This window comes from Luteibacter anthropi (assembly GCF_023699965.1).
Lineage (GTDB): Bacteria > Pseudomonadota > Gammaproteobacteria > Xanthomonadales > Rhodanobacteraceae > Luteibacter > Luteibacter anthropi.
Genome location: NZ_CP077072.1, coordinates 658,844 through 684,292 on the forward strand (window position 1 = coordinate 658,844; position 25,449 = coordinate 684,292).

The window sequence follows — 25,449 nt, forward strand, 5'->3', positions numbered from 1 at the left end:
CGTAGCCCTCATTCACGAGACCTGCGAAGCGACCCTATGCACCCAACCGCATTGGCTTTTCTTATGACGACCTGCTTGGTGGCGGCACAATCATCGGCAGCTGCTGAAATTTGGCAGGCCAGCGCCCCACCGTCGTGGCACCCACCCTTCGAAGATTCGAAGCGTAAGGGGCCAAAATCCAGCAACCGTATCCACCTGCGCATATACCAGACACCACGAACTGATTCCGCGACGCTCTGGCTCACCTATGCGACGTCGATGGCACTTCAGACCAAAGGATACTTTCAAACCAGGTCGCTCAGATCGACAGCGAACAGCCCTTTGCTCAATCAACGACCACCTGACATCCGCCCTCTTTTAACAACACAGAGGTGACGACAACTCGCTGGATGAGCGGTAAGTCATATCAAGTCTTCCACACGAAGGCGGCCCCTGATCGTCACCTTTCTTCAAGCCGACTTCAGGTCCTCGAAACCGTACGAGGACTGTCAGGAACTGGACAGTGCAGAGGCGTGACGGCCCGATGGAGCATACGCAAGGATAGTTCCAGGCTTCGGGAGCCACATTTTTGGCTTCTGATACGGAACACTGATGAACAAATATCCACTACGGGTGGTCGCTATCGCGATGATGGCTGCGTTTTCAACACCATCTCAAGCGGCGGCACTCAAGGCAGGAGAAACGCTCTGGCAAGGGAGCTTTCTGTACTCCGACGACCTTCATTACTTTGCGGCCATGCAATCTGATGGAAATCTCGTCGTCTACCGAAACAACGGTACAAACTCGGCAGTCTGGTCGACAAATACTGCTGGTCTCGGAGCAAACCGCGCCGTCATGCAATCTGATGGAAACTTGGTCCTGTATACGCCCGATCATAGGGCCGTATGGCAGACAGGAAGCCATGGTCAAGGGCATTTCTTTACCGTTACCGAACATGGGCAGGCCATGGTCCTCGCCATCGTTCCAACGTGGAACAGCGACTCCGGCATGTCGGGCGTGAGCAACGATATGCCGATGATCTTTGGTAACGGAACCGCATTAAACAAAGGACAGAACTACACACATGCCAATGGGCACACACTGATTTTCCAGACGGACGGAAACCTTGTGCTGTATCGTCATGGGGTGGCTATCTGGGCATCCCACACTTGGCGAGCCTCATCGGCTCACATCGATAATGGCCTACACGTAACAGGTGGAAAGAAAAGAAATTTCCACGCAGGTAGCTTGCCCGCGCCGAAGTACGGCCCAAGCACCTCCTTGATTCGCTCCCTTGGCTTTCTCGCACTGGCATCAAATGGCAACTTGACCACGTATGGGGTCAGAGAGATCTGGACTGCATCAGAGTATGACCGTCGCCCAGCAAAACATCCCGGCCACCCCCCGTGCGCCGCACCGACATGGTGTATTCCTTCCTCCTTCGATATTTGGCGACTTAGGTTCTGAGCTTTTGTCCGAGGAAAAAACGGTCGCGATCTGATCGATCGACGCCGCGAATTCTGAAATAGCTACGGCTGTAGACCGTTCCGACATGACCATTTCCCGTGTCGACCGTGATATCCGACCGGATTCGTTCCTCGATACGAGACCTAGCCAGGCCACCGTGGGCGGTCAGACTCCAGCGATCGAGAAAAGTCCTTCTTGCGCCCGGCGCATCCTGTCGGCACGTGAGAATTTGCACAATATGCCCGACGCAGGCAGCTCGGCCGCCTACCCTGGGCCGTGAAGGGTTCCCTTGGCCGCGTCGCGCATCGCGGCTTCGAACGCCGATGCGAGCACTTTGTTGCCATAGCCGCTCACATGGTCGCCGTCGAAGAACAAAGGGCGGCCGCCCCTGAATCCCGTGCACTCCGCTCCTTCCGGGCACAGTGTGGGCAGGGGGTCGAACACCGTCGTTCCCGGGACGGCACGTGCCACATTCATCTCGACCTCCAGCATCGGTTGCCGAAGGTGCAAGAACCAGGACCGGTCAACGGCCATGCCTGGCAGGCACATGGGATTGCTGCGCGTCCAGGGGTCGGCGCAGCGATAAGCCGGCGCGTTGAGCAATACATTGGGCGCTTCGAGCACGACACGTGCTCCCTTCGCGCTGAAACGCGAAACGACATCGATCGCCGCCTGTTCGGCACCGCTCTCTTTCGCCAATCGGCCCGCATCCAGCGCCTGGGCGATCGCAGCGCCGCGCGGGTATCGGATCCATTGGTCGACGAAGCGCGGCATGCGCAACGAAGGCAGAAACACCACGTCCCCCGGTTTCACCCGGGCAAGGATATCGCGCTCGGAAATGGCCGATGCCGTCTTGCACCGATCGCCTGCATCGCTTTCCGGGCGAAGGCCGAGGAAGGCGCAACCTGAATTGTTGTACAGCGTGACATGCGCACCAGTGCGCGCCACGTAGGCCTCGAACAACGTGCCGAACGCCATCGCATGCGAGTCACCCACGACAAAGACATCCGGACCGTCCACCGGACGGTCACAGGCCGTCCTCGCATAACGGATCCGCTTGCCATGCTCCAGGTCGTCCACGGCTGGCTCCGGCACGCCGCAAGCGGGCGCCGTTTTCAGCGTGGCCGTGGTCGGGTACCAGTCGTCAGCATGCCTGGCGACCGTACTCAACGACCAGCGCGGTTGCCGGTGGTCGATGAAGCGGTGCAGCGATGCCCCCATGACCAGGATCACCAGTCCACATCCGACGACAGCCCAGCGTGGTAGCCGCCGGATACGCTGCGACCGTCGGAACGGCTGCTCGATCCAGCGCCATGAACACCATGCCAGCACAAACGTCAGGGCAAGTGCGGCAAGCAGCCACGGCCAGTCGCCCAGGCCAACCGTCCATCGGAACAGCACGAACACCGGCCAGTGCCAGAGGTAGAGTGAATAGGACATGCCTCCAAGCAGGCGCATCGGCGATGCCGTGAGCAGGCGAACGGGCCAGACTGCATCCGGCTGGCCATGAAGCGCGCCCAACACCAGCACCGAACCTGCAACGGCCCACAGTGCACCTGGCACGGGAAACTGATCGGGCTGCGAGAACCACAATCCGATACCCATAAAAATGAACCCGATGGTGGCAACCGCCACCTTCCAGGGCATCACCGTATCCATTGTGGACGTGTCAAAACGCCGCCCCATGCAGGCCATGGCCTGATACAGCATCACGCCGGCTGCCAGCTCCCAGAAGCGTGGCGCCAGCAGATAGAAGGCGGCGAGACTGTCCGTAGTCCGGATCGCCCAGGCATAACCGAAGGACACGACGCCTAACAGCGCAAAAAGCCCCAGCGTCAGGCGACGCCAGCGACCGCCGAAACTCCAGGCCCAGAACAGTACCGGGAACAGCAGATAGAACTGCTCCTCCACCCCCAGGGACCAGGTGTGCGTGTAGGGGTTGAATTCGGTGATCGGCGAGAAGTAACTGTTGTCGTTGTTCGCCAGCACGAGGTTGCTGAAACCGAAAAACGCGAAGCGTCCCGTCTTCTGGTTGTGCCCGCTGAGCCAGGCCTCCGGGATGAATAGCGTCGCGGCAACCGTAGTCGCCAGCAGACAGACAAGCAGCGCGGGAGCAATGCGCTGGAACCGGCGTGCCAGGAAATAGCCCCAGAATGACGCAAGCGACGACCGCTCACGCAATCCCACCGAGGCGCTTACCACGAAACCCGAGATCACGAAGAACACATCCACGCCAGCGAAGCCGCCTGGCAGCCAGCTTCCATGCAGGTGGTAGAGCACGACAGACAGCACCGCGATGGCACGCAAGCCGTCGATATAGGGGAAATAAGCGTGGGGCGAACGGGAGGATGTCATCGTGACGAACGGCTTATCCGAAAAACCATGGGCGTATAACGAACGAAGGCCCCCATGCGGGAGCCTTCGTTCCTGAAGCAGCGTCGCTTACTTGATGACGCTCTTCACGGCATCAATCACCTTCGGGGTGGTGATGCCGAAGTGCTCGTACAGCTTGTCGATGGGGGCCGAGGCGCCGAAGGTGCTCATGCCGATAGCCTTGCCGTCCAGGCCGATGTACTTGGCCCAGAAATCGACGCTGGCGGCTTCCACCGCCACGCGGGCGCGGCACCACGACGGCAGCACGCCTTCACGGTATTCCACCGGCTGGGCGTCGAATTCCTCGGTGCAGGGCATCGAGACGACACGGACCGGCACGCCCTGGTCGCCCAGTGCCTGCGCGGCCTCGACGGCGATGCCGACTTCGGAGCCCGTGGCGATGATGATCGCCTTGAACTTCTCCGACGGCTCGAACAGGACGTAGCCGCCCTTCTCGATATCCGCCACCTGGGCTTCCGTACGCGGGTTGTGCTTGAGGTTCTGGCGCGAGAAGACCAGGCACGACGGGTTGCCGGCGCGCTCGATCGCTTTCTTCCAGGACACCGCCGATTCCACCGCATCGGCCGGACGCCACACGCGGTTGTTCGGGATCAGGCGCAGCGAACCCAGGTGCTCCACCGGCTGGTGGGTGGGGCCGTCTTCGCCCAGGCCGATCGAGTCGTGGGTGTAGACGTGGATGGCGTGCGCCGGAATCAGCGCCGACATGCGCACCGCGTTACGGGCGTAGTCGGAGAACACCAGGAAGGTGGCGTCGTACGGAATGAAACCACCGTGCAGTGCAATGCCGTTGGCGATGGCCGACATGCCGAACTCTCGCACGCCGTAGTGGATGTAGTTGCCATCCGCACCACCCGTGGTGATGTTCTTCGAACCCTTCCAGATGGTGAGGTTCGACGGGGCGAGATCGGCGGAACCACCGATCAGCTCAGGCAGCAGCGGGCCGAACGCATCGAGGGCCATCTGCGACGCCTTGCGCGACGCCACGACCGGACCTTCGGCCTGCATCTTCGCAACATAAGCGGCGGCGCCTTCGTGCCAGCTCTTCGGCAGCTCGCCGGCAGTACGGCGCTTGAATTCGGCAGCCAGCTCCGGATGAGCCTTGGCGTAGGCGTCGAACTGGTCGTTCCAGGCCTTTTCGGCCTTGGCACCCGCGTCCTTCGCATTCCACGAAGCGTAGATGTCGTCCGGAATCTCGAACGGGCCGTATTTCCAGCCCAACTGCTCGCGGGCCAGCTTCACTTCGTCCGGACCCAGCGGGGCACCGTGCGAGGATTCCTTGCCTTCCTTGTTCGGCGAACCGAAGCCGATGATGGTCTTGCAGATCACCAGGCTCGGCTTCTCGCTCTGCGAGGTGGCGGAGGCGATGGCCTTCTTGATGGAGTCGGCGTCGTGGCCGTCCACCGGCTTGCCGTCATCGCCCACCACGACGTTCCAGCCGTAGGCCCTGAAGCGCTCGGCGGTGTTGTCGGTGAACCAGTCGTGCACCTCGCCGTCGATGGAGATGCCGTTGTCGTCGTAGATGGCGATGAGCTTGCCGAGCTTGAGCGTGCCGGCAAGCGAGGACACTTCGTGCGAGATGCCTTCCATGAGGCAGCCATCGCCCAGGAACACGAAGGTGTGGTGATCGACGATGTCGTGACCCGGCTTGTTGAAGCGCTCGGCCAGCACCTTCTCGGCAATGGCAAAGCCCACGGCATTGGCCAGGCCCTGGCCGAGCGGACCGGTGGTGGTCTCGACGCCCGGCGTGTGACCGTATTCCGGATGACCCGCGGTGTGATGGTTGAGCTGGCGGAAATTCTTCAGGTCTTCGATCGGCAGGTTGTAGCCGGTCAGGTGCAGCAGTGCGTACTGCAGCATCGAGCCGTGGCCGTTCGAGAGGACGAAGCGATCGCGGTTGGGCCAGTGCGGGTTCGACGGGTTGTGGTGGAGGAAATCGCCCCAGACCACTTCGGCGATGTCGGCCATGCCCATGGGCATGCCGGGGTGACCCGACTTTGCAGCTTCCACACCATCCATGGCCAGGGCGCGGATCGCATTGGCGCGTTCGCGGCGTGTCGTCATCGGCGTTCTCCAGTTAGCAGGCGGCGGAAAAAACGCCATTGTCGCGCATTGGGTATCACGTTGTCGTGGAGATTCAGGGGACAGTGGGCAAGTTAACCAAGCCTTAATAATTTCATCCGCATTTTTGAATCTCTTCAGGTTCGGGGGGGTCTAATCGGTATCGGCCACCAAAGCTCCCCCACCCCAAGCCTGGTGGCCGCCCCGACAATAAGAGGAACATTCCCATGAAGAAGGCAGCTCTTGCCCTTGCGGTTTCTTGCATCTCGTTCGCGGCCATCCCGGCCTTCGCCCAGGACAGCAACTCGGCTGTCTCCGGCAACTACCAGCCGGAACAGGCCGTCGGTAGCGGCAACTGGTTTATCGGCGCCAACGTCGGCCGTACCAACGGCAGCGACACCGGCGGTTTCGGCAGCAATGCCAGCGGTTTCAATTTCCTGCACGGTGAACAGGGCCGTCGCACCGGTTATGGCGTCCTCGGCGGTTACCGCTGGAAGGTCGGCCAGGATCTGGGCCTCGGCGTCGAAGGCGGCTACACCGACCTCGGCAACTACCGTGTGAAGAACATCTTCAACGATAACGACGTCAACCAGCGCAAGAGCCGCAACGCCCTGCGCGGCTGGATGGTCGGTGTCAACGGCAAGCTGAACCTCGTGCCGCAGTGGTACATCAGCGCGCACGGCGGTTACTTCCGCGCCAATGACAACAGCAACAACTACAACAACAGCGTGGGCCAGGACATCGGCTTCTCCAACGGCGGCCGTCCGGGTCGTGGCAGCTGGTATGCCGGTATCGGCACGGGCTGGGACATCAACCAGCACTTCAGCGTGGGCGTGAACTACGACTACTTCCACGCCAATGCCGGCAAGGTCAAGAACAACGCCACCGGCGACGTCTCGACCGGCCTGAAGCGCTCCACCGGCATCGTCTCGCTGGCTGGCGAATACCGCTTCTAAGTCGTACAGATACCGGTTTTCACGGTATTTCACAGGCCGCGACGGGCAACCGTCGCGGCCTGTTTCGTCTGCGCGCTTAACACGCTTTGAAGACTTAACCGATTTTAAATATTAAACCTCGCGGTATTGAATCGTCACAGGACTGCCACATCTAAGGTTGGACGCACGAATACCCCACTCGTGCGCGGGTAGCGAAAGACGACATTCCCCCTAAGGTCGCCGCCGCTCACAAGAACAAAAAGCAGGAGAGATCACCATGAAGAAGACCCTTATTGCCCTCGCCCTCGTCGCTGCGGGCGCCGTCGCCGCCCCCGCTTTCGCCCAGGATGCCAATGGCGCAGCCGGCTGGTTCGTCAACGGCAGCGTTGGTCGCACCTCGGTCGACAAGAACGCCTACAACGGTCATGACACCGGTTATGCCCTGAACGGCGGCTACCGCTGGGCCGTGGCGCCGTGGGCCGCCCTCGGCGTCGAAGTCGGCTACAACGATCTCGGCAACATCCACGCCAAGAACTTCTTCAACGGCAACCGGGTTATCGATCGCCGCAAGTCGGAGCTGCATGGCTGGACCGCCGGCGTGAACGGTCACTTCAACATCACCCCGCAGTGGTACATCAGCGCTCGTGGCGGCATCTACGGCTGGCAGGGCCATGGCCTCAGCAACGACGACATCGACCTGAGCAGCCGTCGCAGCATCGACAAGACCAGCTGGTACGCCGGTGCAGGCGTGGGCTACGACTTCAACAGCAACTGGAGCCTTGGCATCAACTACGACCACTACGATGCCGACAAGCACGGTGTGGACCTGTCGACGAACATGGCTTCGATCAGCGCTGAATACCGCTTCTGATCCACGTTTCAAGCGTTGAAATGAAAAAGCCGGTGCCCCAGGGCACCGGCTTTTTTGTAGGAGCGCGCCTTGCGCGCGACCGGATTGTCGCCAAGAGCGGTCGCGCGCAAGGCGCGCTCCTACACTCCATTCAATGCGTCTTGCTGGTCCTGAACTTCGCCGCAATCGGCATCGTCAGGCGCAGTGTGCGCGCCACATCCGCGTAATCGGCAACGCCACACGGCAGGCCCTTGCACTGCACCTGCGGATTGGAGAACGTCCAGAAGCGCTGGGTGGCATCGGGGCCGTAGGCCATCACGTCGTAGAACTTCGCAGAGAAGTTGCGATAGCCATACGAGTACGGAAACAGTCCACCTGTCGCATCCTGCTCGTGGTTGTGCTGGGCGCCGAGGTTATGACCCAGTTCGTGCGCCAGCGTGGTCGCTTCGCAGTAGTAGCCCGTGGGCAGGCTGCCGTCGCTCACCACCGAATACATCAGGTCCCCTGCCGCGGCGTAGTTGCCTGGCGGAATGTAGGCCACGCCACAGCTGTTGTTCGCCTGGTTGTACTGGCGCACGAAGGTGACCAGATCGGCGCCCACCTGGTCGCGCATGGACTGCACCCAGGGCGTGCTGGTGCGGATCGCGTCCAGCATCTGCGTGTTGTCGGTGTCGTCAGGAGCCTGCGCTTCCTGTGCGCGGACCATGCGGAAGGATGCATCGATCTGCGAGTTGCGCAGTACCTGGTTGGCCACGTCGAAACGATTGGTCAGCTCGGTGATGGCGGCCGACGTCGAGCCCTTCGCCTGGCGGAAGCCACTGGAATAGATTGCCAGCACGTCCACCGTGGTCTGACCCGCGGCAGACGAGATGGATTTGCCCGCCGCCGCATCGGCAGCGGAAACAATCGGCGTTCCCAGCGCTTCATCCAGGGCACCGGTTCCCGCAAGGCCCGCTCCCGGCACGCCCACCGGCTTGATGGCGTCGCCCAGCGGATTCACACCGACGTGGAGGCTGGAGAGCGGCGCGCTCACCAGATAGGTCTGGCCGCCTTCCACCGTGAGCTTGCGCTGCTGGCCGTCGCTGTCGGGCAAGGTGGCGACGGTGGAATCCGGGCCGAAGGTGATCACGGCGCGCTGGGTATCGTCCGGGCCGTCGAGATGACCGACCCAGCTCCAGTTGCCGTTCTCGTGTTCCACGGCATGCTCGAAGGCGAGGTCGAGATGGAGGCCGTCGGGCGTGGGGATGGACAGGTGGCCGCCCTTCATCGCCGCGCGAGCCTGCTTTTCGTCGATCCGCACCGGGTAATAGGTGAATACCCCCTCGTGCCGGGGAGGCTCCGAGCCGGTGATCACCAGCAGGGGCAGCGTGGGGCCGTTATCGGCACCACCCGAGGCCCTGCGTCTGGCCGGGGCATTCACGGCCATCCGCGGTGCGACGGTGGCCGTGGAAACGGCCGGCGCGGGCGCATCGGCGTCCCCGCCGTCGGCAAGCGCCCAGCGCACCGGTGAACCACCACCTTGCAGCACCGCCGATCCGGCAGCCGCACAGGCCAGAGAGGCCGCCAGGGCGACCCATGCACGCTGTTTCATCCCTAACCCTCAAGCCCGTGGGCGTGGCACACGCCCCCTTGTGCGATTGGAACGCCGGGCCGGGCGTGCCGCAACCGAAAACCACGGGAAAGCGCGATCCGGTCACAAGAAAAAGGCGCCGACAGAGCGGCGCCTTTTTCGGTCTAGACGGCAGGAACCGTCAGGCCCGCTTCTTCCAGTTGCCCTTGGCGGCGTCGCTGTTTTCCTTGGCGCGCTCCACCACGGTCTCCTGGCCGGCTTTCCAGTTGGCCTTCTGATCCTTCGACCAGACGTCCAGGGCCTTGGAGACCAGGGCGCGGCCGTAGGAGAAACTGATCGGCCACGGGTGCGGACCGAGCTTGTTGATGGCGTCCAGGTGCGCCGTGGCCTGCTCGTCGGACTGGCCGCCCGAGAGGAACACGATGCCTGCCACGGAAGCCGGCACGGCGTTCTGGAAGACATCCACGGTGGCCTGGGCCACGTCTTCGACGTCTACCTGCTCCTCGGCCGGGGCGTACTTGCCCGGGATGACCATGCTGACCTTGAGGATCAGGCCGCGCAGATTGACGTTGAACAGGGCCAGCTGGCCGAACAGGGCGCGGAGGACTTCCTCGTGCACCGTGTAGCTGGTGTCGATATCGTGGACGCTTTCCTTGTCGTCCATGAGGATCTCGGGCTCGACCATCGGCACGATGCCGGCTTCCTGGCACAGCGATGCGTAACGGGCCAGGGCGTGCACGTTGGCTTCCACGGCCGCCGAGGTCGGCGTGCCGTCGGTGATCTTGATCACGGCGCGCCACTTGGCGAACTTGGCACCGAGCTTGGCGTATTCCTGCAGGCGCTCGCGCAGGCCATCGAGGCCTTCGGTGACCACTTCATCGGGGAAGCCGGCGAGCGGGTGCGTGCCCTTGTCCACCTTGATGCCCGGGATGATGCCGGCGGCTTCCATGGCCTCGACCATGCTGCGGCCGTCGCCGGTCTTCTGGCGGATGGTCTCGTCGAACAGGATGGCACCCGAGATGTACTGGCCGAGGCCCGGGGCGGTGAGCAGCAGCTCACGGTACGCGCGACGGTTTTCCTCGTTGTTCTCCAGGCCGACGGCCTCGAGACGCTTCTTGATGGTCGAGGTGGATTCGTCGACGGCGATGATGCCCTTGCCGGGTGCAACCATCGCCTGCGCGATCTGTTCGAGGTTATCGATGCTCATGAGAACTCCGTGGACGTAGTGGTATGCCCCCAGTAACGAGGCGGGGCTAGTGCGAAAACCGGCGGAGTATAGGGGAATACCCCGCGAAAGCCGTTGTGCGGCGCGATCAAGTGGTCTTATAACCGGGCAGTTCGCACTGCTTCATGATCGCGGCCTTGCGAGCCGGGTCCTCGGGGAGGTTGAAGCCGACCACGTAGTAAGTGCTGACGGGTTCGGCGGCACGATTCACGCCGGAAGGCCCGTAACGGAAATCCTTGACGGCGCTGACGCCGACCTTGTCGAGGTCGCCCTGGGGCACCGTCTTGGCGGCCACGACGTTCTGGGGCAGGCCATTGGACCCGATCATGTAGGTCACGGCGACGCAGCCTGGCTGGTCGAGGTTCTTGCCGGTGTTGGGCACGTCCGCGTTGACCGAACTGTTGGTCAGGGTCCAGTAGTTCGGAAGACGGTCCGGTGCGACCTTGCGCACGTTCTGCGCGGCCACGGGGCCTGCGACGAGGAGTACGGCGGCGAGCACGGCGCCGGTACGAACGGGATTGCGGATCATGACGCCCTCGTTGGTTTGCCTTGGGCTACGAGTTTACTCCGCGAGCGCGTGCATGGTGTGTCTGGCTGGAGTTGGCAGCGCGGAGTGCTTTCCAGAACAGCCGCTTCGGGCTGGTCGCGCGCGAGGCGCGCTCCTACAGGGCCAGTCCTGTAGGAGCGCGCCTCGCGCGCGACCGTCGAAGCCTTATTGCCCCAAACACACAACGGGGCCTGCCGCGGCTTACAGATCGCGCAAGCTGTCCGCAATGCCATCGTCGCCGATGACCAGCAGCTTCAGCGTGTTGGTGCCGCCATGGCTGCCGATGTGGTCACCATGGGTGAGCACCACGCGATCGCCCTTCACCAGCTTGCCCAGCGAGAACAGGTGCTGGAGCGCGGCGCGGGCGGTGTGTGCGGGGTCGAGCTTGCCCGTCTCGAAGGCCACCGGCTGCACGTCGCGCAGCATGAGCATGCGGCGGCGGGCCACGTCGGACGGCGACATGGCGTAGATGGGCACGGCGAAACGGTAACGTGACAGCCACTGTGCCGTGGCACCGGACTCCGTCAGCGAGACGATGGCGCGCACGCCCACCTTCGAGGCGAGCTGCATGGCGGCAAAGGCGATGGCCTGGTCGGAGCGGTCGAGCGAATGCGTGGCCGGACCCAGGTCGTCGCGCGGCTCGAACTGACGCTCGGCACCGAGGCAGATGCGGCGCATGGCCGCCACGGCCTTGTCCGGATGGGCGCCCGCGGCGCTCTCTTCGGAAAGCATCACGGCGTCGGTACCGTCGATGACGGCGTTGGCTACGTCGAGCACTTCGGCGCGGGTCGGGATGGGTGCACGCACCATCGACTGAAGCATCTGCGTGGCGGTGATCACCGAGCGGTTGCGCAGCACCGACTCGCGGATGATCTTCTTCTGCAGGCCCGGCAGCTCGGCATCGCCGATTTCCACGCCCAGGTCGCCACGGGCCACCATCACCACGTCGGAGGCGTCGATGATCTCGCCCAGCACGGGGATGGCATCGGCGCGTTCGATCTTGGAAACGATGCCCGCATCGCCACCGGCTTCGCGGAGCAGGCGGCGGGCTTCGTGGAGGTCTGCCGCCGAACGCACGAACGAGACGGCGAGGAAATCCGCACCCATTTCAGCTGCGAGCTTGATGTCGTTTCTGTCCTTGTCCGACAGGGCCGAAACGCTGAGGCCGCCGCCCTGGCGGTTGAGGCCCTTGCGGTTCGACAGGCGGCCACCGATGGCGACCGTACAACGCACTTCGGCACCGGCCACTTCGTTGACGGCCAGGGCGATCAGGCCATCGTCGAGCAGCAGGATGTCACCGGCCTTCACGTCGTTTGGCAGGTCGTAGTAGCTGACACCCACGCGGGTCTGGTCGCCATCCGGAGCATCCGGACGGCAGTCGAGCGTGAAGCTGTCGCCCGCCATGAGGTCGACCGGGCCGGCCGCGAACTTCTCGACGCGGATCTTCGGACCCTGCAGGTCGGCCAGGATGCCGACTTCACGACCTACCGTCTCGGCAGCGGCGCGCACCGCGGCGGCGCGGGCGCGATGGTCGTCCGGCGTGCCGTGCGAGAGATTGAGGCGAACGATATCCACGCCTTCTTCCAGGATTTTCTCGAGCATGCCCGGCGCGTCCGTGGCGGGGCCGAGGGTGGCGACAATCTTGGTGCGGCGTACCTGGATATCGGTCATCTTTGCTTACCTTGGGTTTCGAATTCGGTCGGGACGCTTGCGGCTTAGTCGAGCGTCTTGTTCAGAAGGTCGGCGAGGCGCTTGCCGGCATCACGCAGGCGGGTCTCGGCCACGGGGAGGTACTTCGTGACATAGGCGTCGTCGAGCGTATGCCCGTCAGGATAGAAGCCCGGTGCCGCCACGATCTGGCACGATTCCTCCGCCCACTGGGCGTAGGGGTTGTCGAGCGGCGGGATCGGCTTCGGCAGCGTCACCGGGCCTTCGGCGGCGAGCTTGTCCGCATAGGCCTGCCACTTCAGGTTGGTGGTGTAGAGCATCTGGGAGTCCCAGACGCGGTGCAGGTTGGTGCCCTTGCCCTGGAACTGCACCTGGTAGTCGTTGCCACCCTTGTCGTCGCGGTTACCCGCGTGCAGCGGCTGGTGCACGTCGCCCACGAAATGGACCACGAACTTCAGGGCCTCGGCGCGCTCGGCATTCGACTTGCTGCGGTCCTTCAGGATGGCCACGTATTTCTGCAGGCCACCGACGACGTTGCGCTCGGTGCCGGCATCGCCCTGGGGCTGGTAGCGGCAACCGGTGGCGAAGTTGATGTAGTGCAGCGGGCCGGTGGCCTTGCCCAGGTCTTCCTTGCCCGGCATGTCGCGGAGCTTGTCCGGCCAGCTGGCCACGTCGGCAAGGGAGTCGGAGCCATCGGCCTTGAGCAGGCGCTCCACCTCGGCCTTCGCGGAGGGGTCGAGCTGGCGCCAGGCCAGTTCGGCGACGATGCGGTGACCGATGTCGCCCCAGGCCTGGGCGGTGCCGGCGGCAGCGGTGACGGCCAGGGCCAGCAGGGTGGCGATGGTGCGGCGCTTATGGAGGGTTTTCATGGGTCTGTAAACGTTTCCGTCGCGGGCGAACGGCCAAGTGTGCCACAGCCCGACTGAGGCACGAATGACAAATCGCGGCATTGCAGCAAGCCGGCCCCTGCGACCTTCCGTTACCATGGAGGTTTACGGCACTGCCCTTACCTACGCTCGCAAGTCCACTCCCGGAGGCTGCACATGACCATCAAGGTCGCCATCAACGGTTACGGTCGCATCGGTCGCAACATCCTGCGCTCGCTCTATGAGTCGAAGAAGAATGGCCAGGACATCCAGATCGTCGCGATCAACGATCTCGGCAATGCCGAGACCAACGCGCACCTGACCCAGTACGACACGGCCCATGGCCGCTTCCCCGGCGACGTCTCGGTCGACAGCGGCGACCTCATCGTCAATGGCGATCGCATCAAGGTGTTCGCCGAGCGCGATCCGTCGAAGCTGCCCTGGGGCGAGCACGGCGTCGACGTGGTGCTAGAATCCACCGGCTTCTTCACCTCCAAGGCCAAGGCCAGCGCGCATATCGCGGGCGGCGCCAAGAAGGTGATCATCTCGGCCCCTGGCGACAAGGACGTGGACGGCACGTTCGTCATGGGCGTCAACGACCACAAGCTGACCTCGAAGCTCGAAGTCATCTCCAACGCCTCCTGCACCACCAACTGCCTCGCTCCGCTGGCAAAGGTGCTGCACGAGAAGGTCGGCATCGTGCACGGCCTGATGACCACCATCCACGCCTACACGAACGACCAGGTGCTGACGGACGTCTATCACTCCGACCTGCGCCGCGCTCGTAGCGCCACGCACAGCCAGATCCCGACCAAGACCGGCGCCGCCGCCGCGGTGGGCCTGGTGCTGCCGGAACTCAACGGCAAGCTCGACGGCTTCGCCATGCGCGTGCCCACGATCAACGTCTCGGTGGTCGACCTCACCTTCACGGCCGCCCGCGCGACCACCAAGGAAGAAATCGACGCCGCCATCAACGAAGCCGCCAACGGCGCGCTGAAGGGCATCCTGGCCGTCAACACGCAGCCGCTGGTGTCGATCGACTTCAACCACAACCCGCACTCGTCGATCTACGACTCGACGCAGACGCGCGTGATGGAAGGCACCCTGGTGAAGGTTCTCTCGTGGTACGACAACGAGTGGGGCTTCTCCAACCGCATGCTCGACATGACCAAGGCGCTGATGTCCGCCAAGTAAGACCCCGTGCCGCCCTGCCCCGCAGGGCGGCACCTCCACGCCCCACCCCCTGTAGGAGCGCGCCTCGCGCGCGACCGTTTAACACGTAACGCTCCGTAGTAAACCAAAGCCGTCCCTACCGCAGGTGTGAAAGCCGATCGCATCGGCGATGCTGCGCTCCGTAGGGACGCAGCCCATGCGGTGTTTCGCTCCGTAGGAAGGGCTCGCCTATCGGCCTCGCACTCGGCGCTGGAACGTGGCGTTGCAGAGGCGACGGGGGCGGCCCTTGGCGCTCCGGCCTGCGGTGTCCCTAGGGAAAGGAGGAGCCGCTGCGCGGCTCAGTGTCTTATGGCTTACGCCCCTTCGGGCCCGGGGAGCGTGCGGGGTTTTTCGACTCGGCTCCTGCCTCGGCGAAAAAGGCCGGCCTTCCTGGCCGGCCCCCTTCGGGCCTTTTCCGCCCACTCCCCTCACCTCCATCAGTCGCGCCAAGGGCCGCCCCCCCGCCTCTGCCAAACGTGATCGCAGGCTGTTGTAGGAGCGCGCCTGCGCGCGACCGGTTGTCGCGGAAACCTTCATCGTTTCGATCCAACCGGTCGCGCGCAGGCGCGCTCCTACACAAGCAGGTTGTCGCAATGTGGGGATCCTCGACGCGGTCGGCTTTTGAACCTTTGGTGGTCAGGTCATCGCGAAAGGCTATCGCGCGCATAGCGCGCTTCTGCAACGCCACTCTTTCGCCATAATCGGGGGGCAGAATCGCATCGTTTGCGCATGTTGCGTGGACGCTTCTTTCAGGGGATGAAACGAATGACACGACGTCTTGCCGCCCTCGCCTGCCTGGTACTCGTCACCAAAGTGGCTTTTGGTGCGGATTGCCCGACCAACCTGCCACCTACCGGCGCGCTGATCGGGCAGGGCCTGCTGGATAAAGACACGCCTGACGCAAAGCGCCAGGAGCTGGCCCACCTGCTGCTCTGCTCGGCCGTTGCCGGTAATGCCAACAGCATGGACGTGGCCGGCTCGCTCTATCGCTGGGGGCCCCGGCACCCGGCCCATGTATTCGAGGAAGATCACGACAAGGCACGCGACCTGCTGAACGGTGCTGCGGCACAGGGACGGCTGGGCGCCATGTTGAAACTGGCTGAGCTGGAACTGGCCGACGGCCATGCCCGCGAAGCCATGATCTGGGTGCAGATCGAACACGCCTATTACCAGACGCACGACTACGCGAACAAGGAAGGCGGCGATACGATCGCCGGTGCCGGTTACTTCACCATGCTGCTCAAGCGCGTGAATGATGCACTGGGACCGGTAGACGACCAGAAACTCATCGCCGACGTGAATACACGCATGGCGGGGCTGGAAAAGCTCGGTGCAGCGCACCCCTGGCACAAGCCTGACGGTCCGGGCCTTGGCAATCTGCATCGCCCTGCGAGGTTCCGCCTGGCGCCCATCACCAACACCGAGCGCGACGAGGGTTCGTACGCCCAGTACTTTATCGAGGTGGCCCCCAACGGGGATATCACCCGCCGCTGGTTGATCGACGCTTATCCGGAGCCGAGCAGCGGCATGCGCCTGGCACGAGCCGTCGAACAGATGCACTGGGATCCGCTGAAGCCCGGCGAGAAAGACATGCGCTATGCCCTCATGCCCGTCTCGATGAGCAGCATCCGCCACGGGTACAAGGTGGAAGGCTCCTGACGAACATGGCCGCGCTCCTTGCGAGGGGCGCGGCCATCACGCTCAGAGTTTGCGAATCACCTGTTCGATCGCACCAAAAATAGACACGCCGGCCTTGTCGGTTACGTCGATCTTCACGGTGTCGCCAAACTTCAGGAACGGCGTGACGGGCTTGCCGTCGCGCAGGGTTTCCACCGTGCGCTGTTCGGCCAGGCACGATGCGCCCTTGGACGTATCTTCGTTGGCAATGGTGCCCGAGCCTACGATGGTGCCAGCGGTGAGCGGGCGCGTCTTCGCCGCATGGGCCACCAGCTGCGAGAAGTCGAACTGCATGTCGACACCGCATTCGGCTTCGCCGAACCACTGGTTGTTGATCCACGTGCGCATGGGCAGGTGCAGCTTGTCGCCCTGCCAGGCATCGCCCAGTTCGTCCGGCGTAACGAACACGGGCGACAGCGCAGAGCGTGGCTTGGACTGGAGAAAGCCGAAACCCTTGGCCAGTTCGTTGGGAATGAGGCCGCGCAGCGAGACGTCGTTGACCAGGCCCACGAGCTGGATGTGTCCCGATGCCTGATCCGGCGTGGCGGCCATTGGCACGTCGTCGGTGATCACCACGACCTCGGCTTCGAGGTCGATGCCGTAATCCTCGCTGGGCACCACCACCGGATCGCGCGGGCCGAGGAAGCCGGCGCTGGTGGCCTGGTACATGAGCGGATCGGTGTAGAACGACTCCGGCACTTCGGCGCCACGGGCGCGGCGAACGCGCTCCACGTGCGGCAGGTAGGCGCTGCCATCGACGAATTCGAAGGCGCGCGGCAGGGGTGCGGCCAGTGCCGTCATGTCGAGGACGAAGGCGCCTTCGGCGTTGCCTTCGTTGAGGTCCTCCGACAGCGCGTTGAGACGCGGCGCCACGGTATGCCAGTCATCCAGTGCCGCCTGCAACGTGGCGGCAATGCCCTTCGCCTTGACGGCGCGGGACAGGTCGCGGCTGACGATGACGAGGGTGCCGTCGCGGCCGCCTTCCTTCAGTGAAGCGAGTTTCATGCGTGTCCTTCGATCAGGCGGCGTTCGGGTCGAAGTGTTTCTTCAGCCCACGCCAGCATTCGTAGTAGTCACCCTGCAACGCCGGCGACGCGAGCGCCTGGCGGCTGGGGCGGATGACTTTGCGCGTTTCGAACATGAAGGCCATGGTGCCGGTGATGTGGTCGGGCTTCGAGGTGTCGGCATGGGATGCCTTCTCGAAACTCGCCGCGTCCGGACCGTGGCCGCTCATGCAATTGTGCAGGCTGGAGCCACCGGGAACGAAGCCCCCTGCCTTGGCATCGTACGCACCGTCGATAAGGCCCATGAACTCGCTGGCCACATTGCGGTGGAAGTACGGCGGACGGAAGGTGTGTTCGGCGACCAGCCAGCGCGGCGGGAAAATCACGAAATCCATGTTCGCCGTGCCCGGCGTGTCGCTGGCCGAGGTGAGCACGGTGAAGATCGACGGATCCGGATGGTCCACCGCGATGGAGCCGATGGTATTGAAGCGACGCAGGTCGTATTTGTAGGGCGCATAGTTGCCCTGCCAGGCCACCACGTCGAGCGGCGAATGGCCGATGGCGGCCTGCCACAGGTGGCCCTGGAACTTGGCGACCAGCGCGAAATCGCCATCGAGGTCTTCGTAGGCAGCCACGGGCGTGAGGAAGTCACGCGGGTGTGCCAGTCCGTTCGCACCGATGGGGCCGAGATCCGGCAGGTGCAGCGCTGCGCCGAAATTCTCGGCAATGTAGCCACGGGCCTGGCCGTCGGGCAGCTCCACGAGGAAACGCACGCCACGCGGCACTACGGCTATCTCCAGCGGTGCCACGTCGAGCACGCCCAGTTCGGTGCGGATGCGCAGGCGACCCTGCTGCGGAACGATCAGCAGCTCGCCGTCGGCGTCGTAGAAATAACGCCCTTCCATGGAACGATTGGCGAGGTACTGGTGGATGCCGACACCCGCCTGCTCGGCCGGGCCGCCATTGCCGCCCATGGTGTAGAGGCCGTCCAGGAAATCGGTCGGCGCCTCGGGCATCGGCAGCGGGTCCCAGCGTAGCTGGTTCGGCGTGGCCGGTGCTTCGTCGAAGCGGTTATGAAAGCTCGCATGCGCCAGCTCCGTGAATGGCGAATGCTGTGCGGCCGGACGGATACGGTAGAGCCAGCTGCGCAGGTTGCGGTGGCGCGGCGCGGTGAAGGCGCTGCCGGTGAGCTGTTCGGCATACAGGCCCTTCGCCACGCGCTGCGGCGAATTCTGGCCCGTAGGCAGCACGCCCGCTACCGCCTCGGTGGCGAATTCGTTGGCGAAGCCGGTCTGGTAGCCGCGGGTATCGTCGGTGTGGGTCATCGTGGTGTCCTGGTGCGATGGCTACCTGGATTCTGGTGTCTGTAGGAGCGCGCCTTGCGCGCGACCGGTTGTCGCGTTGCGTAGTCTCTCGCAAAAACCGGTCGCGCGCAGGCGCGCTCCTGCAGGTGTCGATCAGATCACGCCGCGGCGCATCTGGTCGCGTTCGATCGATTCGAACAGGGCCTGGAAGTTGCCGTTGCCGAAGCCTTCGTTGCCCTTGCGCTGGATGATCTCGAAGAAGATCGGGCCGATGTTGTTCTGCGTGAAGATCTGCAGCAGCAGCTTCTTGTGCGTCTCCGGATCGGCGTCGATCAGCAGTTTGTTCTTCTGCAGGCGCGGCACGTCTTCGCTATGGCCGGGGATGCGGACGTCGATGACTTCGAAGTACGTGTCCGGCGTATCGAGGAAGGCCACGTCCTTCTCGCGCATGGCTTCCACGGTTTCGTAGATGTTGTCCGTGAACAGGGCGATGTGCTGGATGCCTTCGCCGTTGTATTCGCGGATGTATTCGTTGATCTGCGAGCCGTGGTCCGAGCTTTCGTTCAACGGGATGCGCACCATGCCATCCGGCGCGGTCATCGCCTTGGACACCAGGCCGGTCTTCGCACCCTTGATATCGAAGTAGCGGATCTCGCGGAAGTTGAACAGGCGCTCGTAGTAATCCGACCACTTCTGCATGTTGCCAAAGTGCAGGTTGTGGGTCAGGTGGTCGATAAAAGTGAGGCCGAAACCCTTCGGATGACGATCCACGCCCGCGAAGAAGTCGTACTCGGCGTCGAAGCAGTCACCCTTCTCACCGTAGGTGTCGATCAGGTACAGGCAGGCGTCGCCGATGCCCTTGATGGTGGGCACGTCGAGGGCAAGCGTGTCGGTGAAGGCGGTGAGCTTCTCCGCACCGTTGGACAGGGCCGTGGCCTGCACATCGGTGGCCGGGCGGTTGAAGCGGATGGCGAAGCCACAGGCGCAGGGGCCGTGCTTGGCGACGAAATCGGTCGCGAAGGAGTCGGGCTCCTCGTTCACGAGGAAGTTGCACTCGCCCTGGCGATACAGGGTGATGTTCTTCGACTTGTGCTTCGCTACGGCGACGAAACCGAGCTTGGGGAACAGGTCATGAAGCAGCTTGGCGTCGGGAGCCGCGAATTCGACGAACTCGAAGCCATCGACCCCCTGGGGGTTTTCGAAGGTGGTGACTTCCATACCGATGTTGGGCTGGGCGCTCATGGGCGATACTCCTGGCAGGCGCGGGCGCGGCTTGCGCCCTATGAATCGAACTTATAGTTTCACTTGTAACCAATTGCAAGGACTGGCGCAGCAATGTCCACAGAGATCGTCCCCGCCCACGCCCCTCTCGAGCTAGAACGTTTCCTCCCCTATCGGCTGTCGATCCTGTCCAATACGGTCAGCCAGGCCATCGCCTCGGAATACCAGGACAAATTCGACCTGAGCATGACGGAATGGCGCGTGATGACGATCCTTGCCCGTTTTCCGGAGGTTTCCGCGCGGGAGGTGGTCGACCGCTCCCGGATGGACAAGGTGGCCGTGAGCCGCGCCGTGGCTCGCCTGGTGGAGGCCGGACGCGTGGACAAGGGCATCCACGACGATGACAAGCGGCGCTCGGTGCTGAAGCTGTCCGAGGCCGGCTGGGCGATCCACGACGAGGTGGCGCCCCGGGCGAGAGCGCACGAGCGCGCCCTGCTGGCGAAGCTGGACGCCGACGAAACCGCCTGGCTGGGCCGCATCCTCGACAAGCTGATGACCATCTAACCCTGTAGGAGCGCGCCTGCGCGCGACCGGGGAATTCCGTTGCGCCGGGTTTCATCCCTGCCCACGATCGGAATACCGTTGCGGTGGTTTGCGCCTACGCGCGACGGTTCTTCCGGTCGCGCGCAGGCGCGCTCCTACAAGGGGGTTACTTGGCGCTGCTACACGGGTTTACTTGATGCCGTGCATCAGGCGGTTGATCAGCGGAGCGATCAGGAACAGCACGATGCCCGCGCCCAGCAGCAGCTCGAAGCTGAAGGTGAAGCCCGAGAGCGCCGAGCCCACCGTCATGCCGCTCTCGCCGCTGATGTGACCGGCCAGCAGGCCGGACAGGTTGTTGCCGATGGCGGTGGAGAGGAACCAGCCGCCCATGGCCAGGCCAACGACGCGCAGCGGCGCAAGCTTGGTCACCATCGACAGGCCGATGGGCGATAGGCAGAGCTCGCCGATGGTCTGTGCCACGTAGCAGGCGGCCAGCGGCCAGAACGGAATCAGGCCACGACCGTCCACGAGGTCCTTCAGCGCATACATCAGGATCAGGAAGGCCACGGCGTTGAACAGCAGGCCCAGGCCGAACTTGCGCGGGATCGAGGGCTCTTTGCGCGCACGCGCCAGCACGGCCCAGGCCAGTGCCACCAGCGGTGCAAACACCAGGATCGCCGCCGAGTTCACCGACTGGAACCAGCCGGTGGGGAATTCCCAGCCGAACATCTGGCGGTCGACGATGTTCTGCGCGAGGAAGTTGAACGAGCTGCCGGCCTGTTCGAAGAACATCCAGAACAGCACGTTGAAGGCGAACAGCACCAGCATCGCGATGACGCGATGAATCTGGATGCGGTCGTGACGCACCGCTTCGGCCACCAGCATCACCGCCACGCCGATGAACAGCGCACCCAGCAGCCAGGCCACGAAGATCGCGCCGGCCTGTGCCATCAGCAGGTACACCAGCGGCACTGCCACGAGGATGCCGATCACCACGGCGGCGAGGCTCTTGGTGGGATGACGTTCCGGCGGCGGCGCACCCACGCCCTTGAGCTGGCGCTTGCCGACCAGGAACCAGATGAAGCAGATGACCATGCCGATGCCCGTGGAAAGGAACACGGCGCGGTAGTTCTGCTGCAGGGGCGTATCGGTGAGCACCGAGGCGATCCAGCCGGTGACCAGGGGGGCGAGGAAGCCCCCCATGTTGATGCCCATGTAGAAGATGGTGAAGCCCCGATCGCGGCGATCATCGCCCACCGGATAGATCTGCCCCACCAGGGACGAGATATTCGGCTTGAACAGGCCATTGCCGACGATCACCGTGGAAAGGCCCACGAGGAAGACGTCTCTATCCGGCACCATCACCATGAACAGGCCCGCGCCCATCACGATGGCGCCCACCAGGATGGAACGCTGGTAACCGAGCACGCGATCCGCCACATAGCCACCGAAGATGGCCGATGCGTAGACCAGGGCGAGGTAGGCACCGTAGGTGCGGCTGGCATAGCCCTGCCCCGACGGATCGCCGGAGAAGAACTCCGCCACGATGTACAGGGTGAGCGCCCAGCGCATGCCGTAGAAGGCAAAGCGCTCCCAGAACTCGGTCATGAAGAGCATCCACAAAGGTCGTGGATGCCCCATGGTCTGCGGGTAGTCGGGCACGGGCCGGGCGTCGGCTGGGGCGGTCGGTGTCATGGATTCCCTTGGGTACGGCGGCGGATTCGTGGCCCGCGCGTGAAAATACGATCTGCGTGTGTACCCGTCCGGACCGCCGTCCGTCAAATTCAGGTGCCCAGGATGGTGCGTACTTCGATCAGCTCAGGGAAGAAACTCTGCTCCAGCGCCTTGCGCAGGAAGGCCACGCCGGACGAACCACCCGTGCCGGGACGGAAACCGATGATCCGCTCCACGGTTTTCATGTGGCGGAACCGCCACAGCTGGAAGGATTCCTCGATGTCCACCAGCTGTTCGCTCAGGTGATATTCGGGCCAGTGGCGCCCCGTATCTTCGTAGATGCGCCGCAGCACGGGCAGCAGCGAAGGCTGGGATGTCCATGGCTGGATCACGTCACGCGAGACGATGTCGGCCGGCACGAGATGGCCACGACGGGCCAGGAAACGCAGGTATTCGTCGTAGAGACCCGGCGCATCGAGCACGGCGCGCAGCCGACCATACGCCGCCGCATCGTGCTCGAACACGCGCAGCATGTCGGCGTGCTTGTTACCCAGCATGAACTCCACGATGCGGTACTGCACCGACTGGAAACCCGACGACGGCCCCAGGACATCGCGGAATTTCAGGTAATCGGCGGGGGTGAGCGTCTCCAGCACGGCCCACTGTTCGTAGAGCTGCTGCTGCACCTGCTTGACGCGGGCAAGGATCTTCTGGGTGCCATCGAGGTCGTCGTTGCGCAGGCACGCCAGCGCGGCATCCAGCTCATGAATCAGCAGTTTCAGCCATAGTTCCGAGGTCTGGTGCTGGATGATGAACAGCATCTCGTCGTGCTGCACGGGCTCGCTGCGCGGCTGCTGCGCTGAGAGCAGCTGGTCGAGCTTCAGGTACTGCCCGTAGGTAAGGCGCCCGTCGAGATCGGTGCGTATGCCGGCTTCGAGGTCGCGCTGCGGATTGGCCATGGACGTTTTCACATAGAGGGGGTTGACAGCCGCCACGACCGCGCTGCGGCGCCATTCGTGGGCCGTTAACGGGCGTTTGATGCTGCGCCGTGCCTTGCCGGGTGATAATACCCCTGATATCTAGTCCGGCTCGCAAGAACCCAAAAGCTGTGTCGCACCCCGCTGGATGGGTTCGACCGCTTCCCCCACTGCGTGTCGTTTCTAACCATCCCCTGGGAGCGAGTCGTGTCCATCGCCGCCAAGTTCGAAATCGAATACCTGCAATACCTTGACCAGGACGGCAAGGAAACCGGCAAGGAGCTGCCCGCCTTCGCCAAGGATCTCGACCACATGGTCGAGCTCTACAAGCTCATGGTGTCCACCCGCGTGTTCGACACCAAGTCCATTGCCCTGCAGCGCACGGGCAAGCTGGGCACGTATGCCTCGTGCCTGGGTCATGAAGCGGCTCACGTGGGCATCGGCAGTGCCATGCGTCGCGAAGACTCCCTGGCCGTCTCCTACCGCGAATACGGCGCGCAGCTGTACCGCGGCGTGAAGCCCCGCGAGGTCTACACCTACTGGGGCGGCGACGAGCGCGGCAACGACTTCTCCGAAGCCCCCGCGCACGACTTCGCCTGGTGCGTGCCCATCGGTACGCAGTGCCTGCACGCCGCCGGTTCAGCGATGGCCTTCAAGATCCGCAAGGAACCGCGCGTGGCCGTGTGCACCATCGGTGACGGTGGTTCGTCCAAGGGCGACTTCTACGGTGCCATCAACGTCACCGGTGCGCAGAACCTGCCCCTGGTTGCCGTCATCGTGAACAACCAGTGGGCCATCTCGGTACCCCGCCGCATCCAGAGCGGTTCCGGCACGCTGGCCCAGAAGGGCATCGCCGCCGGCCTGCACTGCATCCAGGTGGACGGCAACGACATCATCGCCGTGCGCAAGGCCATGGAAGACGCGCTCGAGCGCGCCCGTTCCGGCCAGGGCGGTTCGGTCATCGAAGCGGTCACCTACCGCCTCGGCGACCACACCACCGCCGACGATGCCCGTCGCTACCGCGGCGAGCAGGAAGTGAAAGACGCCTGGGAACGCGATCCCGTGCCGCGCCTGCGCAAGTGGCTCGAAGCCAAGGGCAAGTGGGACGACGCAAAGGAAGAAGCCTGGAAGGCCGAGTGCGACGACTGGATGGACAACGAAGTCAACGCGTACCTCGAATCGAAGGTGCAGCCGGCAACGGCCATGTTCGACTACCTGTACGCCGAACTCCCGGCCGACCTCGAATCGCAGCGCGACCTCGTCGCCTCGCTCGATCGCAAGTAAGGATTCCTTCCCATGGCACAGATCACTCTTATCGAAGCGGTGACCCAGGCGCTCGCCTATGAAATGCGCAACGACGACAGCGTCGTGGTGCTCGGCGAAGACGTCGGCGTGAATGGCGGCGTGTTCCGCGCCACGCAGGGCCTGCAGGAACAGTTCGGCGAAGACCGCGTCATCGACACGCCGCTGGACGAAGCCACCATCGCCGGCCTCACCGTGGGCCTCGCCGCCCAGGGCATGAAGCCGGTTGCCGAAGCGCAGTTCGAAGGCTTCATCTACCCGATGATGGAGCACATCGCCTGCCACGCTGCGCGCATGCGCAACCGCACCCGCGGTCGCATGACCGTGCCGGCCGTGTGGCGCGCCCCGTGGGGCGGCGGCATCCGTGCACCGGAGCACCACTCCGAAGCCAACGAGCACCTGTTCACCAACATCCCCGGTTTGCGCGTGGTGATGCCGTCGTCGCCGGCCCGTGCCTACGGCCTGCTGCTGGCCGCCATCCGTGATCCGGATCCGGTCATCTTCTTCGAGCCCAAGCGCATCTACCGCCAGTACAAGGAAGAAGTGCCCGACGACGGCGAGGCCCTGCCGCTCGACGTGTGCTTCGTGCTGCGCGACGGCACCGACGTCACCCTGGTCACCTGGGGCGCCCAGGTGAAGGAATGCCTCGAAGCTGCCGACGAACTGGCCGCCAAGGGCATCAGCGCCGAGGTGATCGACGTCGCCACGCTTACCCCGCTCGACTTCGACACCATCGCCGAGTCGGTCACCAAGACCGGCCGCTGCGTCATCGTGCACGAAGCCCCGAAGACGGCCGGCTTCGGCGCCGAGATCGCCGCGCGCCTGTCGGAGGAATGCCTCTACAGCCTGCTCGCACCGGTCGAACGCGTCACTGGTTTCGATACCCACATCCCGCTGTTCCGCCTGGAAATGAAGTACCTCCCCAGCGTCGAACGCATCGTCGAGGCCGCCGAGCGCACGCTCGCGGCATCCTGAG

Annotated in this window: 20 protein-coding genes; 8 read left to right on the forward strand and 12 right to left on the reverse strand. The window is 63.8% G+C overall.

All coding sequences use genetic code 11. From position 1 onward, the window contains the following. The first annotated feature begins 591 nt into the window (after nt 1-591). A complete protein-coding gene (locus KR767_RS02990; RefSeq protein ID WP_250878043.1) occupies nt 592-1,446 on the forward strand; it encodes a hypothetical protein in 855 nt (284 codons plus the stop codon). Between the two features lie 264 nt (nt 1,447-1,710). On the opposite strand, the gene KR767_RS02995 is transcribed toward KR767_RS02990, so the two are convergent. Together KR767_RS02995 and tkt are read right to left on the reverse strand one after the other, a co-directional pair. Beyond that, nucleotides 1,711-3,801 (reverse strand): acyltransferase family protein, encoded by a 2,091-nt coding sequence (locus KR767_RS02995; protein WP_250878044.1) that lies wholly within the window; start codon nt 3,799-3,801, stop codon nt 1,711-1,713. A gap of 87 nt (nt 3,802-3,888) precedes the next feature. After that, nucleotides 3,889-5,901: a transketolase gene (gene tkt, locus KR767_RS03000; RefSeq protein WP_250878045.1), complete on the reverse strand. Its 2,013-nt coding sequence runs from the start codon at nt 5,899-5,901 to the stop codon at nt 3,889-3,891. A 224-nt stretch (nt 5,902-6,125) separates the two neighbouring features. On the opposite strand from tkt, the gene KR767_RS03005 reads away from it, so the two are divergent. Together KR767_RS03005 and KR767_RS03010 are read left to right on the forward strand one after the other, a co-directional pair. Continuing rightward, nucleotides 6,126-6,854 carry an outer membrane protein gene (locus KR767_RS03005; protein ID WP_166951597.1) on the forward strand — a complete coding sequence of 243 codons (729 nt, stop codon included), beginning with the start codon at nt 6,126-6,128 and terminating at the stop codon, nt 6,852-6,854. Nucleotides 6,855-7,110: 256 nt separating this feature from the next. Next, nucleotides 7,111-7,704, forward strand: coding sequence for an outer membrane protein (locus KR767_RS03010; protein ID WP_250878046.1), 594 nt, complete (start codon nt 7,111-7,113; stop codon nt 7,702-7,704). A gap of 130 nt (nt 7,705-7,834) precedes the next feature. Here the strand turns inward: KR767_RS03010 and KR767_RS03015 are convergent, their stop codons facing one another. The 5 genes from KR767_RS03015 to KR767_RS03035 form a co-directional block, all read right to left on the reverse strand. Continuing rightward, nucleotides 7,835-9,274 carry a reprolysin-like metallopeptidase gene (locus KR767_RS03015; RefSeq protein WP_250878047.1) on the reverse strand — a complete coding sequence of 480 codons (1,440 nt, stop codon included), beginning with the start codon at nt 9,272-9,274 and terminating at the stop codon, nt 7,835-7,837. A 160-nt stretch (nt 9,275-9,434) separates the two neighbouring features. After that, nucleotides 9,435-10,460, reverse strand: coding sequence for a class I fructose-bisphosphate aldolase (locus KR767_RS03020; RefSeq protein WP_166951591.1), 1,026 nt, complete (start codon nt 10,458-10,460; stop codon nt 9,435-9,437). Nucleotides 10,461-10,566: 106 nt separating this feature from the next. Then, nucleotides 10,567-11,007, reverse strand: a complete 441-nt coding sequence (locus KR767_RS03025) for an energy transducer TonB (protein WP_250878048.1) — start codon at nt 11,005-11,007, stop codon at nt 10,567-10,569. A 219-nt stretch (nt 11,008-11,226) separates the two neighbouring features. Beyond that, nucleotides 11,227-12,696 carry a pyruvate kinase gene (gene pyk, locus KR767_RS03030; RefSeq protein WP_166951585.1) on the reverse strand — a complete coding sequence of 490 codons (1,470 nt, stop codon included), beginning with the start codon at nt 12,694-12,696 and terminating at the stop codon, nt 11,227-11,229. Nucleotides 12,697-12,740: 44 nt separating this feature from the next. Further along, nucleotides 12,741-13,562, reverse strand: coding sequence for a S1/P1 nuclease (locus KR767_RS03035; protein WP_166951582.1), 822 nt, complete (start codon nt 13,560-13,562; stop codon nt 12,741-12,743). Between the two features lie 174 nt (nt 13,563-13,736). Between KR767_RS03035 and gap the strand changes: the two genes are divergently transcribed. Further along, nucleotides 13,737-14,753 (forward strand): type I glyceraldehyde-3-phosphate dehydrogenase, encoded by a 1,017-nt coding sequence (gene gap, locus KR767_RS03040; protein WP_250878049.1) that lies wholly within the window; start codon nt 13,737-13,739, stop codon nt 14,751-14,753. Between the two features lie 783 nt (nt 14,754-15,536). Continuing rightward, a complete protein-coding gene (locus KR767_RS03045; protein WP_250878050.1) occupies nt 15,537-16,430 on the forward strand; it encodes a hypothetical protein in 894 nt (297 codons plus the stop codon). 42 nt (nt 16,431-16,472) lie between these two features. Here KR767_RS03045 and KR767_RS03050 read toward each other — a convergent pair whose 3' ends face one another. The 3 genes from KR767_RS03050 to hppD all read right to left on the reverse strand — a co-directional run bounded on the left by KR767_RS03050 (nt 16,473) and on the right by hppD (nt 19,998). Further along, nucleotides 16,473-17,453: a fumarylacetoacetate hydrolase family protein gene (locus KR767_RS03050; RefSeq protein WP_250878051.1), complete on the reverse strand. Its 981-nt coding sequence runs from the start codon at nt 17,451-17,453 to the stop codon at nt 16,473-16,475. A gap of 13 nt (nt 17,454-17,466) precedes the next feature. Continuing rightward, on the reverse strand, nt 17,467-18,777 hold the full coding sequence (gene hmgA / locus KR767_RS03055; protein ID WP_250878052.1) for a homogentisate 1,2-dioxygenase: 1,311 nt from the start codon (nt 18,775-18,777) through the stop codon (nt 17,467-17,469). A gap of 132 nt (nt 18,778-18,909) precedes the next feature. Beyond that, the gene (gene hppD, locus KR767_RS03060; protein ID WP_166951568.1) at nt 18,910-19,998 is read right to left on the reverse strand and encodes a 4-hydroxyphenylpyruvate dioxygenase; all 1,089 of its coding nucleotides are present in this window, start codon (nt 19,996-19,998) and stop codon (nt 18,910-18,912) included. Between the two features lie 93 nt (nt 19,999-20,091). Between hppD and KR767_RS03065 the strand changes: the two genes are divergently transcribed. Further along, nucleotides 20,092-20,541 (forward strand): MarR family winged helix-turn-helix transcriptional regulator, encoded by a 450-nt coding sequence (locus KR767_RS03065; protein ID WP_250878053.1) that lies wholly within the window; start codon nt 20,092-20,094, stop codon nt 20,539-20,541. A gap of 168 nt (nt 20,542-20,709) precedes the next feature. On the opposite strand, the gene KR767_RS03070 is transcribed toward KR767_RS03065, so the two are convergent. After that, on the reverse strand, nt 20,710-22,215 hold the full coding sequence (locus KR767_RS03070) for a peptide MFS transporter (protein ID WP_166951562.1): 1,506 nt from the start codon (nt 22,213-22,215) through the stop codon (nt 20,710-20,712). A gap of 89 nt (nt 22,216-22,304) precedes the next feature. After that, complete coding sequence (locus tag KR767_RS03075) at nt 22,305-23,153, reverse strand: tryptophan 2,3-dioxygenase (RefSeq protein ID WP_250878054.1); 849 nt, start codon at nt 23,151-23,153, stop codon at nt 22,305-22,307. Nucleotides 23,154-23,378: 225 nt separating this feature from the next. Between KR767_RS03075 and pdhA the strand changes: the two genes are divergently transcribed. Further along, nucleotides 23,379-24,455, forward strand: coding sequence for a pyruvate dehydrogenase (acetyl-transferring) E1 component subunit alpha (gene pdhA, locus KR767_RS03080; protein ID WP_166951556.1), 1,077 nt, complete (start codon nt 23,379-23,381; stop codon nt 24,453-24,455). 12 nt (nt 24,456-24,467) lie between these two features. Continuing rightward, entirely contained in the window at nt 24,468-25,448 is a 981-nt protein-coding gene (locus KR767_RS03085) for an alpha-ketoacid dehydrogenase subunit beta (protein ID WP_250878055.1), read from the forward strand. Nucleotide 25,449 lies beyond the last annotated feature (1 nt).